Genomic DNA, 14,352 nt, shown 5'->3' on the forward strand with positions numbered 1-14,352 from the left:
GTCATGCCTGATGACCATAGCAAGTCGGTCCCACCCCTTCCCATCCCGAACAGGACCGTGAAACGACTTTGCGCCGATGATAGTGCTGCAACCAGTGTGAAAGTAGGTTATCGTCAGGCTAGTTATAAGCGAAACCCCATCCAGTGATCTGGATGGGGTTTTTTGCTTTGTGCGGCTCAGTAAGGCAATTCAGCAGTTCATCGCAAATTCACGACCTTATATGCATCGCCCAATTATGATTTCCGGTCAGAAATGACTTAAAGGATAGGGCGCATGAAGCGTGCAAGCATATTGAAATGGTCGATAAGTGCTGTCTCCTTGCTCATCATCGGGACGCCGCTCCTCATGCTCACGCAATCCAGGGTCGAAATGACGCCGAACGGTGTCCACACGCGCCTGATGCTGCCCACCGGCCTGAATCGCCACATCGGCATCCACCTGTATTCCGGCACCGGCGACACGCCGCGCATTCCCCACTTCCTTGATGGTCCCATCGTCCGTACCGCGGCGAACGGCCAATGGGCCGCCACCTGGTTCTGCGAGAACGCCGTGCATCGGCAATCCGGCAGCAGTGACGTGCTCGAGATCGACTGCGCGGGCAAGCAGACGCGCTATCCCGTGCGCGCAGCCAGCGTCCAGCCGGCCAGCAGCATCGCCGCGCCGGCACGCATGCTGGTCCTGAGCGACATCGAGGGCAACGCCGCCTTTCTCGATAGCGCCTTGCGCGAACTGGGCGTGCAGGATGCCGATGGCCGCTGGGCCTATGGCACAGGCCACCTCGTCATCGCCGGCGATGCCGTCGACCGCGGGCGCGACGTGTTTGCCGTGCTCTGGCGACTGTATACGCTCAGCCTGCAGGCGGCCGAGCAGGGTGGGGCAGTGCACCTCGTGCTTGGGAATCATGAGCAGTACATGTTGCTAGGCAATATGTCGCGTGCAAACCGCGAGCATATCCACACCACCGAACGCATGGGCGGGTTCAGCCGGGCCTTCGACGCCGATACCATCCTCGGCGCCTGGTTGCGGCGCCAGCCGGTCATCCTGCGAGCCGGCAGAGTCGTGGTCACCCACGGTGGGATCAGCCCGCAGCTTGCCGCAAGCGGCCTATCCGGCGAGCAGCTCAACGAGACGCACCGGACCTACTGGCAAGATCCCGCGAAGCCGGCGACGGAACTCGGTGCGGTGTTCGGTCCGGCCGGCCTCACCCAGTACCGGGGCTACTTCGACAGCGACAGCGAGACGCCACGCGCGACGCCGGCCCAAGTGGCACAGGCGCTCGAGCAGTTTGATGCGGACACGATCGTCGTCGGCCATACACCGGTGGAACAGATCACTCCCTTGTATCAAGGGCGCGTCTACGCCATCGACGTGAACACCCCGAGCGCCGTTTCCGAGGCCCTGCTCTTCGAAAACGGCGTGGCGCGGATCGTTCCTTTGCGAACCCAGCGCATGCTGGCGTCCGAACGGCTGCCCGTCAAAACGCGCGCCCTGAACCTCGCCACGGCCGAGGACTGGCGCATCCTCGAGTGCTGGTTCGCACGCAGCCGCGCACTGTCCCAGCTGTCGCATCCTTACTGAGGCGCACGCTCTCCGCCAGCTCGTCTTACAATAGACCGATGCGCATCCTCATCGTCGAAGACCATCCCGACATCCTGGCCAACCTGTACGGCTTCCTGGAGCCGAAAGGACATGTCCTCGACTCCGCCCGCAATGGCTACGCGGGACTGGCCCTGGCCTCGGAAAACGAATACGACGTCATCGTGCTCGATATCGGCTTGCCCGGCCTGAACGGTCTCGAGCTGTGCGAGAAGCTGCGCGGCGAGCTGGCAATCGCCACGCCCGTGCTGATGCTTACCGCGCGCGATAGCGTGAACGACAAGGTTGCCGGCTTCGACAGTGGCGCCGACGACTACCTCGTGAAACCCTTCTCGCTGGTCGAACTCGACGTGCGCCTGAAAGCCCTGGTACGGCGCTCGGAAGGGAGAAACGCCGGCAGCAGCAAGCTGCGCTTCGGCGAGCTTGCCTTCGATCCGGACACCCAGCAGGCCAGCCGCGCCGGCCAGTCCGTCACGCTCACCCGCACCGGCTATGTCCTGCTGCAAGCCCTCTTGAGAACCGCGCCGCGCATCGTCACGCGCGAGACGCTCGAACAAGCCGTCTGGGGCGAGCACCGTCCGGACAGCGATGCGCTGCGCACGCATATCCACGCACTGCGCCAGGCGATCGACAAACCATTTACTTATCCCATGCTGCTCACCGTTCCCGGTGTCGGCTACCGTCTGGCACTTCCCGATGCAAGCGCGTGAATCCCTGCAGCGGCGCATCGTCGTCGCTTTTATTTCCTTCGGCATCGTGCTGTCGCTGTTCTTTGCGGTCCTGGCCGCGGTGGCGGTCGAAGGCATCGAAATGCACCTGGTCGACAATCGCCTGACGGAAGTCGCGAAATGGGCGCTGCCGCGCCAGGCGGCCGGACTCGCCGTCGACCTGCCTGCGGGCCTGCGCTTTCACCGCGGCGGCGCCATCCCTTTGTCGCTGCGCGGCTTGCCTGCCGGCGTGAGCGACGTCGAAGTCGATGGCGTCGGCCTGCACGTGCTGTCCGGCAGCGATGCCGCGGGTGCTTACGTCGTGGTCGACCACGAAAGCGACTACGAAAAGGTGGAGCTCGTCGTGTACTCGATGTTCGCCGCCTTCTTCATGGGCTTTTTGCTTCTTGCCGCCGGGCTCGGCGGCTTCGTCGCGCGGCGGATCGTGAATCCGATCAGCGAACTGGCCGATGCCGTCGGCCGTGGTGGCTCGCCCCTGCCTGGCCTCGAACGCAAGGACGAACTCGGCATCCTGGCGCGCGCCCTCGAGGCCCACACTACCGAATTGCGTGCTTTCCTCGACCGCGAACGCTTTTTTACGGGCGACGTCAGCCACGAACTGCGCAGCCCGCTGACCGTGATCATGGGGGCAGCCGAAATCCTGATGACGAACGCCGCCGACGAGGCGACCCGCGCACCGGCCGAACGCATCTACCGCGCCGCGCACGAGGCCGCCGAATGCGTCACCGTGCTGCTGTTGCTGGCCCGCTCGCCCGAATTGACACGCCTGCCGCCGGTCGACGTCAAGGCCATCGCCGCGCGTGAAGTGGAGCGCTATCGCCTGCTGGTGGACGCCAAACCCGTCGAGCTCGCGTACGAGGACGGCCCCGCGTTCGCGATCCAGGCGCCGGCCGAACTGTGCGCCGCCGCCATCGGCAACCTGATCCGCAATGCCTGCCAGTACACGGAGCAGGGCGTGGTCAGCGTCGCGCTGGGCTTGGGCCGTGTCGTAGTCGAAGACACCGGCCCCGGCTTACCCGCCGCCGTGCGCGAGACCCTGGCCGGTCATGGCGCGACGGCCCACGCGATTCCATCGCGCGGCTCGGCCGGCACCGGACTCGGTCTGTCGCTCGTGCTGCGCATCTGCGAATACCTCGGCGCCTCGCTCGCCTACGAAGACCGCCCCGGCGGCGGCAGCCGCTTCACCATCCACTTCGCCGGCGCGCATGCGGCGCCGATTTCACGCGATCTTAACGCCTCCCTGACCGGGCGCTGACAGGGTGTTCTCTATCCTCGTTGCATATGTGGCCGATTCCGGCCCTAATGCTTCGATGGATGAGTTTTGGACAAACTGTTTGCTCGGCGCATCAGCGCACCTTTCCTGACCCTGGCGGTTGCCCTCCTGCTGGCCTCGGCCGGCAATCTGCCGTTCTGGTCCACGCTCATGCGTGCGACCGGTGGCCTGACGCTGGATAACCTCCCGCTGCTGCTGGGTGCGTTTGCCATCGTTGTGCTGTTCTTCAATGCCTGCCTGACCCTGGCCAGTTTCCGCTTCGTCGCCAAGCCGGTGTTGATCGTGCTGGTCCTGACCGCGGCCAGCGCCAGTTATTTCATCGCCAACTATGGCATCGTGATCGACAAGGCGATGATCCAGAACGTGTTCGAGACCGATACCCGCGAGGCGGCCGAACTGTTCAGCTGGCACATGGTCTTCACGATCGGCCTGCTCGGCTTGCTGCCCGCGTTCCTGATCGCGCGCGTCAAGGTCGGCTTTCCGCAAGGGACGCGCGGCCTGATCAAGCGCGCAGGAATTGCCGGCGGCTCGCTGGCGGTCGCCTTGGTGCTGCTGGTAATGCTCTTTAAAAGCCTGGCGCCGGCCGTGCGCGAGCACCGCGAACTGCGCTTCCTGCTGACGCCCACGAATACCATCCAGGCCGTACACGGCTACCTGCGCGGCAAATGGGCAACGCCGGTCGTGGTCGCGCCGCTCGGACGCGATGCCATGAAGGGCCAATCTTGGGCCGGACAACAGCGGCGCACGGTGACGATCCTCGTGGTCGGCGAAACGGCGCGCGCCAAGAATTTTTCCCTGAACGGTTATCAGCGCGAGACCAATCCGCTGCTGGCGCGCCAGCAGGGCCTGATCAATTTCTCGCAGGTGTCCTCATGCGGCACGGCGACCGCCGTCTCCGTGCCTTGCGTGTTTTCCGCCCTGGGCCGTGAGCATTACTCGGAAACCAAGGCCACGAGCCAGGAAGGCTTGCTCGACGTCTTGCAGCACGCCGGCTTCCAGGTCCTCTGGCGCGACAATAACTCCGGCTGCAAGGGCGTCTGCGCCCGCGTCGGCTTCGAAGACCTGTCGCAGGCCACGCCGGGCGATCCGAATTGCGAAGGCGACGAATGCCACGATGAGCGCCTGCTGGCCGGCTTGCCCGAACTGATCCGCAAGAGCAGCGGCGACATGGTGATCGTGCTGCACCAGAAGGGCAGCCACGGCCCGGCCTACGCGCGCCGCTATCCCAAAGGTTTCGGACGCTTCGGTCCGGTTTGCGATACCAACGAATTCGAAAAATGCTCGCGCGAATCGATCGAGGCGGCCTATGACAACACCATCCTGTACACGGATTATTTCCTGAGCAAGACGATCGATTTGCTGCGCCAGACCGCCTCGAATGAAGGTGTCGACACGGCGATGCTGTATTTTTCCGACCACGGCGAGTCGCTGGGCGAAAACAATATGTACCTGCACGGCGCACCCTATCTGTTCGCGCCCAGCGAGCAGACCCGGGTGCCGATGATGCTGTGGATGTCGGACGGCTTCAGTTCGCGCTTCAGGATCGACCGCACCTGCCTGATGGCACGCCGCAATCAGCCGATGTCGCACGATAACGTGTTTCACTCGGTGCTCGGCATGCTGGACGTGAACACGGCGGTGCTGAATCCGAAGCTGGATTTGTTCCGCGCCTGCACCCGGGGCGCCTGACGATGCGCGCCTCCTTTGAACCCGCACCGAACCTGCTCGGTGCGCGCCAGATCCTGTTCCTGTGCGCCGGTTTGTTTGCCACGGCACTGGTGATCTTCTGGATAGGCCGCGCCACCGATCTCGATCTCGTACTGGCCGACTCCCTGTACGACGCCGGCGCCGGCACCTTCCCCTGGCGCCATGCCTGGCTGACCGAGACCTTCAATCACGTGATCCTGAAAAGCATCCTGACGCTGGCGGCCGCCTGGTTCGTCGCCACGGCAGCCTGGGATGTCTTCCGTCCGCGCGCCGGGCGCCAAGCCATCGACCGGCTGCGCCTGCGCGTGGTCGGCGCATCAAGCGTGCTGGTGCCGCTCGTGATCAGCATGCTGAAACAGGCGAGCGTGGCCCATTGCCCCTGGGACCTGGCGCGCTACGGCGGCACGCAACCTTACCTGCGCCTGTTCGAGGCCTTGCCGCTGGGCGTCCCTGCCGGTCATTGCCTGCCGGCGGGGCATGCCTCGAGTGCGCTGTGGCTGGTGTCCCTGTGCGTGTACTGGCTGCCGGGCCGGCCACAGGGCGCGCGTCAGGTGGCGCTGCTGGCGCTGCTGCTGGGGGGCCTGGTTGGATGGATGCAGCAATTGCGCGGAGCGCATTTTCTTACCCATACGCTGTGGTCGATCTGGCTCGCCTGTGCAGTGGTCCTGATCGTGATCGTCAGCCTGCAACGCCTGTCTGCGCGGCGTACAGCCAGCGTGCCCGAGTATCTGGCGGAAACGGTCGAAGACGCAGCCTGATTGCTTCAGCTCAGCGCGCAGTATTTTCCTGGCGGCAAACTTTCCTGGTTGCCCACCACTGGAGAAACCCATGCACGCCGTATCTGACGCATCCGCCCTGGCCGACAAGCTGGCCGCTCCCATGAATGCCATCGTCTCGCGCCATCGCGCCGCCCTGATGCCCATGCTGGGCGGCAGCAGCTCGGCCGCACGAAGTGCACTGGTGAACGACGAGGCCGTGCGCAAGGTAGCCGTGTTCTGCTATCCACTGCTGCCCGGCATCGTGCGCCTGGCGGTGAAGGAACACAGCTTCGTCAACTTCGTGATGAACCACCGCGAACACCTGCTTTCCCGCCTGACGGCCGATACCGCTCCGACTGCCTGAACGCTACTGCGCCACCGGTTCGGCTTCCTTGGCGACGGCACGGCCGCGGCTGATGCTGTCGCCATCCTGGCGCCGCAATCTCCAGAAAATCGCCGCCGACAAGACCGTCATCACGGCCAGCGCCCAGAAGGCATGGTGCAGGGCGCCGGTCACCAGCACTTGGTTCGTCTGCGGCACGCGGCCCAGGAACCAGGCCGTCACCAGCGATCCCGCCGCCAGGCCAAAACTCATCGACAATTGCTGGAAGGAGCTGGAAATCGTGCTCGCCATGCTGGTGTCATTCGCCTCGATGTCGGCATAGGCCAGGGTGTTCATGCTGGAAAACTGCAGCGAGTTAAAAAAGCCCTGCATCAGGCTGATGCACACGATCACGGCCAGCGGCGTGTTGCGCCCGACCATGCCATACAGGGCGATCGTCAAGCCAATGAACAAGGTATTGAAGACCAGCACCTGGCGGTAGCCGAAGCGGGCCAGCACTTTCGGGGCGATCAGTTTCATCCCCATGGCGGCCGCCGCCGACGGCATCATCAGCAGGCCCGATTGCCAGGCCGGCAAGCCCAGGCCCAGCTGGTACAGCAGCGGCAGCAGGAAGGGCAGGCCGCCCACGCCCAGGCGCGTAACGAAGCCGCCGACCACCGAGATGCGGAAAGTACGCACCTTCAGCAGGGCCAGACGCAGTAGCGGGAAGCGGATGCGGCTCGCATGCCAAGCGTAGGCGGCGAGCAGGCCGATGGAAACGGCCAGCATCAGGAACATCGTGGCGCCGCTCAAGGTATGTTCGCCGAAGATTTCCAGCAGCCAGGACAGGATGGCGGTTCCGGAACTGAACAGGATCAGGCCGAGCACGTCGAGCGGACGGCGTTCGTCGCCGTGGTAGTCCGGCATGTGGCGCCAGACCAGGTACATGGCGATCAGGCCGAAAGGCACGTTAATAAAAAAGATCGCCCGCCAGGACGTCCAGTGCACCATCAGGCCGCCGACGGTCGGTCCCAGCAGCGGACCGATCAGGGCTGGGATGATGACGAAGTTCATCGCCCCCAGCAGTTCGGATTTCGGGAAGGTACGGACGATGGCCAGCCGCCCGACCGGCATCATCATCGCGCCGCCCAGGCCCTGCAGCAGGCGCGCGGCCGTCATCATGGAAGCGTTCGGCGCCAGGCCGCACAGGACCGAAGCGAGCGTAAAAATACCGATCGCGGTGAGGAACACGCGGCGCGTGCCGAAGCGGTCGGCCATCCAGCCGCTGACGGGGATGCCGACGGCCAGGCCGAGGATATAGCTGGTGACGACCGATTTCAGGCTCAGCGGCGTGACCCCGAGGCTGGCCGCGATGCTGGGAATGGCGGTATTGACCACCGTGGCGTCGAGCTGCTCCATGAACAGGGCAGTGGCGACCAGCCAGGGCAGATAGGTCTTGACGGTGGAACTGTTCAAACGGGCCTCATCCAGCAAAGCGCGCGCGAATGCGCAAGCTTGTCTGGATTGTCACATAAATCATGAGAAGCCGATTTTCTGGCGGACGCCGTCTGTACGGCATCCGCTTACCCGACGGCGCTCTCAGAACTGGTAGCGGGCGCTGGCAACCAGGAAATTGGCGCCGCTGTTCGGACGCTTGATGCTGGCGTTCGAATAGTGCTGGATCTTGATGCCCAGATCCCATTTGCTCTGCGTGACGTAGCCGACGCCGATGTGGTCGCCGAACTGGAAGGCGGTCGACAGCTGGTTGTCGTCGTTGTTGTACAGCTCGGAGAACAGGTTGGCGCCGATACCGCCCTCGACATACCAGCCGAGCTTGTCATCGCGCTGGTAGCGTGCGACCGGCGTGAAGCCGACCACGAACAGGTTCTGGTGCTGGCCCGGCACGTTGCGGTAGGCCGTGCCGCGCCAATAGGCGGCCGAGAGGTCCCAGTAGCCGGACAGATGGCGTCCGTTCGAGGCGAACCAGCGCGCGTCCCAGTTCTTTTGCACGGCCAGGCGCGCCAGGCGTACCTTCGGGCCGGTGCCAAAATCGAAGGAGGCGGAATCGACCCAGCCGCCGCCGTCCGCGTGTGCGCCGCCGGCCAGCAAGGCGGTGACGATGCCGGACAGGATGGCAATCTTTTTATTAATGGCCATAATTGCTTTCATAATAAGGTATGCGCCAGTCCACGCTGGCGAATAGAAATATTGTACTAGCGCGAACAAAAGCGCGTAGCGCACGTCATATTTTTGAAAGGAACTCCATGCCGCATCCTGTTGTCGCCTTCCTTGGCATCGGCCTGATGGGCCGTCCCATGGCCGCCCGCCTCGCCGGCGCCGGCCTTTACCCGCGCGTCTGGAACCGGACCCTGGCCAAGGCCCAGGCGCTGGCCGGAAGCGGCGCCATTCCCTGCGCGTCCGTGGAGGAAGCGGTGAGTGGCGCGGCGATCGTGATCTCGATGCTGGAGGCGGGGCCGATCGTCGGCGCCACGATCGAGGCGGCCCTGCCGGCCATGACTCCAGGAACGCTCTGGATCGACATGAGTTCCACCCGCCACGACGAGGCGCTGGCTTTTCATGCGCGCCTGACAGGGCAGGGCATGCGCTTTCTCGACGCGCCGGTGTCGGGCGGCGTCGGCGGCGCCGAAGCAGGGACGCTCGCGATCATGGCCGGCGGCAGTCTGCACGATTTTAATGAGGCCGCGCCCGTGTTCGCACCCATGGGCAATGCGCAGCTGGTGGGACCGCAGGGCAGCGGCCAGGTCGCGAAACTGTGCAATCAATTGATCGTCGGCGCGACCATCAATGTAGTCGCCGAGGCCTTGTTGCTGGCGCAGGCGGCAGGCGCCGATCCAGGCGCGGTGCGCGAGGCGATCCGCGGCGGCTTTGCCGGCAGCCGCATTCTCGAGGTGCACGGGCAGCGCATGCTGGATCGCAATTTCATGCCTGGCGGGCAGGTGAAAAGCCAGTTGAAGGATCTACGCAATGTCCTGGCGGCGGCCGGGGAGGCGGGCCTGGTGCTGCCGCTGACGAGCGCGGCGGCGCAAAGCTACGAGTCGATCGAAGGGGAGTTGCCGCATGCGGACCATGCGGCGGCGTTATTGGCGCTGGAAAAGCTTAATCCAGGACAGCGAGTAGGAACCCAGGCCGATCAGTTGCCGTGATGTTGTAGCGGTGCGGGCGTGAATGGGTACGAACGCGCGGGCATGCCCGCCCTACGAAAATCAACCGTAGGGCGGGCATGCCCGCGCGGATTCACCGCGTGCACACCGGTGTCCTCATTTCAACCGACCGGCAACCCCGTCTCGACGAGCCGCACCCAATAACTCGCCCCGATCGGCAACAACTGGTCATTGAAATCATAACTCCCGTTATGCAACTGGCACGGCCCGAGCCCATGCCCGCCCGGGCGGTGCTCGCCGTCACCATTGCCGATAAAGACATAGCACCCCGGCTTCTCCTGCAGCATGAACGCAAAATCCTCCGCGCCCATGGTCGGTTCGACCTCGGTATTCACGTTGGCGGCGCCCACCACCGTGCGCATCGCCTCGATCGCAAACGCGGTTTGCTCGGGATGGTTGATCAGCGGCGGATAATTGCGCTTGAAGCCGAAATCGACGCTGGCGTTGAACGCCGCCGCAATCCCGTTCGCCATCTCCGACATGCGCTGTTCAACCAGGTCGAGGACGGAGGTTGAGAAGGTACGCACCGTCCCGATCATGACCGCCTCATCGGGAATCACATTGGTCGCGCTGCCGGAATGGATCTGCGTGATCGACAGCACCGCCGTCTCCAGCGGATTTTTTTCGCGCGAGACGATCGTCTGCCAGGCTTGCGCAATCTGCACCGCCACCATCACCGGATCGATGCCGCGATGCGGTTGCGCCGCGTGCGCTCCTTTACCTTTGACGACCACACGGAATTCGTTACTCGATGCCATCATCGGCCCCGGAATCACGCCGAAACTGCCGGTCGCCAGCCCTGGCCAGTTATGCATGCCGTACACGGCTTCCATCGGGAACTGGTCAAATAAGCCATCCTCGATCATGCGCCGCGCGCCGGCGCCGCCTTCTTCGGCCGGCTGGAAAATCAGGTAGACGGTGCCGTCGAAGTTGCGGTGACGCGACAAATAGTGGGCTGCGCCCAGCAACATCGCCGTATGACCGTCGTGGCCGCATGCATGCATCTTGCCGGGGTGGCGCGACGCATGGTCAAATGTGTTGAGTTCCTGCATCGGCAGTGCATCCATGTCGGCGCGCAGGCCGATGGCACGTGACGAATTGCCATTCTTGATGATGCCGACCACGCCGGTGCCGCCCAATCCGCGTACGACCGGGATGCCCCAGTCTTCGAGGCGCGCGGCGATGACGTCGGCGGTGCGGTGTTCTTCGTAGCAGAGTTCCGGATGCGCGTGCAGGTCGCGCCGGATGGCTTCCAGTTCGGTCTGGAATGCCAGGATAGGTTCCACGAGTCTCATCTTGTTCTCCCTGTTGCATGGACATGAATGCAAGCTGTTTGAAGATTGTAGCCCGCCTCAACCTGGGAAATCCAGCATCAGACACCGGCCCCGGCCGAATCAGCTAAAGTATTGGTTTGTCGACGTTTTTCCCAAGAATAGAACCGATGTCCATCACACAAGTCCGCGCCGCCTGCCCCCACGATTGCCCCGATACCTGCGCCTTGCTCGTCACCGTCGAAGATGGTGTGGCAACCGAGGTGCGCGGCGATCCCGAGCATCCGACCACGGCCGGCGTCTTGTGCACGAAAGTGTCGCGCTACGTCGAGCGCACCTATTCGCCGGACCGCCTGCTGCACCCAATGCGCCGCGTCGGCAAGAAGGGTGAGGGCAAGTTTGAACAGATCAGCTGGGACGAGGCGCTCGATGAGATCGCCGCGCGCCTGAAACCGATCGCTGAACGCGACCCGCAAGCGATCCTGCCGTACAGCTATTGCGGCACCATGGGCCTGGTGCAAGGCGAAGCGATGGCCATGCGCTTCTTCAACCAGCTGGGCGCCTCCCTGCTCGACCGCACCATCTGCGCCACCGCCGGTTTTACTGGCTACAAGTACACGATCGGCGCCTCCATCGGCACCGACATGGAGCAGTTCCAGGACGCGAAATTGATCATCATCTGGGGCGGCAATCCGATCGCCTCGAACCTGCACTTCTGGATGCGCGCCCAGGAAGCGAAACGCCGCGGCGCAAAACTGATCGCGATCGATCCCTACCGTTCCCTGACGGCCGAGAAGTGCCACCAGCACATTGCGCTGCTGCCCGGCACGGACGCCGCCTTCGCGCTCGGCCTGATGCACGTGCTGATCAATGAAGACTTGCTCGACCACGACTACATCGCGCAGTACACGCTCGGCTTCGAGGAGCTGAAGGAGCGCGCCAGCGAGTGGACGCCGGAACGCACCGCCGAGACCTGCGGCGTCACGGCCCAGGAAATCATCGACCTCGCGCGCCTGTACGGCGAGACCGCCAAGCGCGGCGAGCCGGTCGCGATCCGCTGCAACTACGGCGTGCAGCGTGCGCGCGGCGGCGGCATGGCGGTGCGCAACATGAGCTGCCTGCCGGCCCTGGTCGGCGCCTGGCGCCATGCGGCGGGCGGTATCCAGTTGTCGACTTCGGGCTCCTTTCCGGCGAACAAAGCCAAGCTGCAGCGTCCGGACCTGCTGGCCGGCCGCAACCCGCGCACGATCAACATGACCACCATTGGCGACGACTTGTTGAAAGACGCCTCGCCGGAATTCGGCCCGAAGGTCGAAGCCGTCATCGTCTACAACGCCAATCCGCTGGCGATCGCGCCCGATTCGAGCAAGGTGCAGAAGGCCTTCGAGCGCGAAGATTTATTTACCGTGGTGCTGGAACATTTCAGGACCGACAGCGCCGACTATGCCGACATCCTGCTGCCGGCCACCACCCAGCTCGAACACGTCGACGCACACCTCGCCTATGGCCACCTGTACATGATGGCGAATAACGCCGCCATTTCTCCGATGGGCGAAGCGAAGCCGAACACGGAAATCTTCCGCCTGCTCGCCGCGCGCATGGGTTTTACGGATCCGTGCTTCCAGGAGAGCGACGACGAACTGGCCGCGCAAGCTTTTGATAAGACCCACACCCGCGCCATCCACTTCGACTGGGAATCGCTGAAGCAAAAAGGCTGGCAAAAGCTGAACATGCCGGATGCGCCGTTTGCTGAAGGCGGCTTCCCGACCCCGTCGGGCAAGTGCGAGTTTTACTCAAGCACGATGGCGAACGACGGCCTCGATCCGGTGCCGACCTATATTGCGCCCTACGAATCGGTGGCATCGAACCCGATCCTGGCAAAAAAATATCCGCTGGCGATGATTTCTCCGCCGGCACGGAACTTCCTGAACTCGACCTTTGTCAATGTTCAGAGCCTGCGTGCAACCGAGGGCGAGCCGCACCTCGACATTCACCCGAACGACGCCGCCCCGCGCGGCATCGCCCACGGTGACATGGCCCGCATCTATAACGACCGCGGCTCTTTTGTTGCCAAGGCGCGCGTGACCGAGAAAGCGCGACCGGGCCTCGTGGTGGGCTTGTCGATCTGGTGGAAGAAACTCGCCAGCGACGGCAAGAACGCCAACGAAGTGACCAGCCAGCGCCTGACCGATATGGGCAGGGCGCCCACTTTCTACGACACCCTGGTGCAGGTCGAAAAGGCCGCACCCCGACCCGGACATGAAATCCTCACCTAAATATCCCCGCTTCTTCCGGCGCGGCGCCTTGGCCGCCGCTGTCATCGCCGCCGCCGGAATGCTTGCCAGTTGTTCTACTCTGAATTACTACACCCAGGCCGCCCAGGGCCAACTCGAACTCCTCTCCGACGCACGACCCATCGATGACTGGCTGGCCGACCCGGCCACCAACACCTCGCTCCGGCACCGCCTGGAAACGGCGCGCCAGATCCGCCGCTTTGCGGTCCAGCAGATGGGCCTGCCCGACAACGACAGCTACAAGAACTACGCCGCTTTGAAACGCCAGTACGTGCTGTGGAACGTCGTTGCTACGCCGGAACTGTCTCTGAAACCCCTGCAGTGGTGCTTCCCGGTGGCCGGCTGCGTCAATTACCGCGGCTACTACAGCAAGGAAGACGCGCAAGCCTATGCGAAGGAGTTGCGCGCCCAGGGCCGCGACGTCGAAGTCGGCGGCGTCAGCGCCTATTCGACCCTCGGCTGGTTCAGCGATCCGCTGATCTCGACGTTCATCAATTATCCCGACGCGGAACTGGCGCGCCTGATCTTCCACGAACTGGCGCACCAGGTGACCTATGTCGCGGGCGATTCGCGCTTCAACGAATCCTTCGCCAGCGCGGTGGAAGAGGCCGGCGTCGAGCTGTGGCTGGAGCGCTTCGGCAATCCGCAAATGCGCGAGGGCTATGCGCGCTACACGGCAAGGCGTAAGGATTTCCTGGCGCTGCTGCTGAAGTACCGCAAGGAGCTGGAGCGCACCTACGCGTCCATCATTCCGGACGAAGAAAAGCGTATCGGCAAGGCGCGCCTGTTCATTGCGCTGAAGGAGGAATACCAGGTGCTGAAGGCGAACTGGGGCGGTTACGCGGGCTACGACCGTTTCTTCGCCGAGCCGCTCTCGAACGCGCACCTGGCCTCGATTGCGACCTACAACGACTACGTGCCGGCCTTCCGCGCGATGCTGCGTGAAGAAAAGAATTTCAGCGCGTTTTACCGCAAGGTGAACCGCTTGGCGAAACTCGATAAAACCGAGCGCCAGGCTGCGCTGAAGCTCATTGACCTCGCTTCGCCCCCGGCGAATTTCATGGTGCAGCGCACCAATGCGGCCGCGCCATAGTTGACTCGTAGAGTCCCTGTTCCAATCGTGCCAAAAGCGCTTGCTTCCGCGAGCGCTGCCCGATAGCATCACAATCAGCAATAGCAAAGGCACAAGCACGCCTGGCCCTTTCGCTGTGCGGACGAGGC

At 63.7% G+C, this 14,352-nt stretch carries 12 protein-coding genes and 1 rRNA gene; 10 read left to right on the forward strand and 3 right to left on the reverse strand.

What is annotated here, in order from left to right; genetic code table 11:
* Positions 1–6 precede the first annotated feature (6 nt).
* From rrf to C2862_RS19315, 7 genes are all read left to right on the forward strand, one after another.
* Positions 7–119, forward strand: a 5S ribosomal RNA gene (gene rrf, locus C2862_RS19285).
* 226 nt (positions 120–345) lie between these two features.
* Entirely contained in the window at positions 346–1,578 is a 1,233-nt protein-coding gene (locus tag C2862_RS19290) for a metallophosphoesterase (RefSeq protein WP_168710113.1), read from the forward strand.
* Positions 1,579–1,616: 38 nt separating this feature from the next.
* A complete protein-coding gene (locus tag C2862_RS19295; RefSeq protein ID WP_136221769.1) occupies positions 1,617–2,306 on the forward strand; it encodes a response regulator transcription factor in 690 nt (229 codons plus the stop codon).
* On the forward strand, positions 2,293–3,579 hold the full coding sequence (locus tag C2862_RS19300) for a HAMP domain-containing sensor histidine kinase (RefSeq protein ID WP_136221770.1): 1,287 nt from the start codon (positions 2,293–2,295) through the stop codon (positions 3,577–3,579). Before C2862_RS19295 ends, C2862_RS19300 begins: the two co-directional genes overlap by 14 nt.
* Before the next feature lie 66 nt (positions 3,580–3,645).
* Entirely contained in the window at positions 3,646–5,286 is a 1,641-nt protein-coding gene (locus tag C2862_RS19305) for a phosphoethanolamine transferase (RefSeq protein WP_136221771.1), read from the forward strand.
* Positions 5,287–5,288: 2 nt separating this feature from the next.
* Entirely contained in the window at positions 5,289–6,062 is a 774-nt protein-coding gene (locus tag C2862_RS19310) for a phosphatase PAP2 family protein (protein WP_136221772.1), read from the forward strand.
* Positions 6,063–6,132: 70 nt separating this feature from the next.
* On the forward strand, positions 6,133–6,426 hold the full coding sequence (locus tag C2862_RS19315; RefSeq protein WP_136221773.1) for a hypothetical protein: 294 nt from the start codon (positions 6,133–6,135) through the stop codon (positions 6,424–6,426).
* Between the two features lie 3 nt (positions 6,427–6,429).
* On the opposite strand, the gene C2862_RS19320 is transcribed toward C2862_RS19315, so the two are convergent.
* Positions 6,430–7,860, reverse strand: a complete 1,431-nt coding sequence (locus C2862_RS19320) for a DHA2 family efflux MFS transporter permease subunit (protein WP_267873541.1) — start codon at positions 7,858–7,860, stop codon at positions 6,430–6,432.
* A 123-nt stretch (positions 7,861–7,983) separates the two neighbouring features.
* Positions 7,984–8,541, reverse strand: a complete 558-nt coding sequence (locus tag C2862_RS19325) for an acyloxyacyl hydrolase (protein ID WP_136221774.1) — start codon at positions 8,539–8,541, stop codon at positions 7,984–7,986.
* 107 nt (positions 8,542–8,648) lie between these two features.
* Between C2862_RS19325 and C2862_RS19330 the strand changes: the two genes are divergently transcribed.
* A complete protein-coding gene (locus tag C2862_RS19330; protein ID WP_136221775.1) occupies positions 8,649–9,548 on the forward strand; it encodes an NAD(P)-dependent oxidoreductase in 900 nt (299 codons plus the stop codon).
* Positions 9,549–9,667: 119 nt separating this feature from the next.
* Here C2862_RS19330 and C2862_RS19335 read toward each other — a convergent pair whose 3' ends face one another.
* The gene (locus C2862_RS19335) at positions 9,668–10,861 is read right to left on the reverse strand and encodes a M20 aminoacylase family protein (protein ID WP_136221776.1); all 1,194 of its coding nucleotides are present in this window, start codon (positions 10,859–10,861) and stop codon (positions 9,668–9,670) included.
* A 146-nt stretch (positions 10,862–11,007) separates the two neighbouring features.
* On the opposite strand from C2862_RS19335, the gene C2862_RS19340 reads away from it, so the two are divergent.
* Both C2862_RS19340 and C2862_RS19345 read left to right on the forward strand, forming a co-directional pair.
* A complete protein-coding gene (locus C2862_RS19340) occupies positions 11,008–13,113 on the forward strand; it encodes a molybdopterin-dependent oxidoreductase (RefSeq protein WP_136221777.1) in 2,106 nt (701 codons plus the stop codon).
* Positions 13,114–13,171: 58 nt separating this feature from the next.
* On the forward strand, positions 13,172–14,224 hold the full coding sequence (locus C2862_RS19345; protein ID WP_136221868.1) for an aminopeptidase: 1,053 nt from the start codon (positions 13,172–13,174) through the stop codon (positions 14,222–14,224).
* Positions 14,225–14,352 lie beyond the last annotated feature (128 nt).

The sequence above is a fragment of the Massilia sp. Mn16-1_5 genome (assembly GCF_004798585.1).
Classification (GTDB): Bacteria; Pseudomonadota; Gammaproteobacteria; order Burkholderiales; family Burkholderiaceae_D; genus Telluria.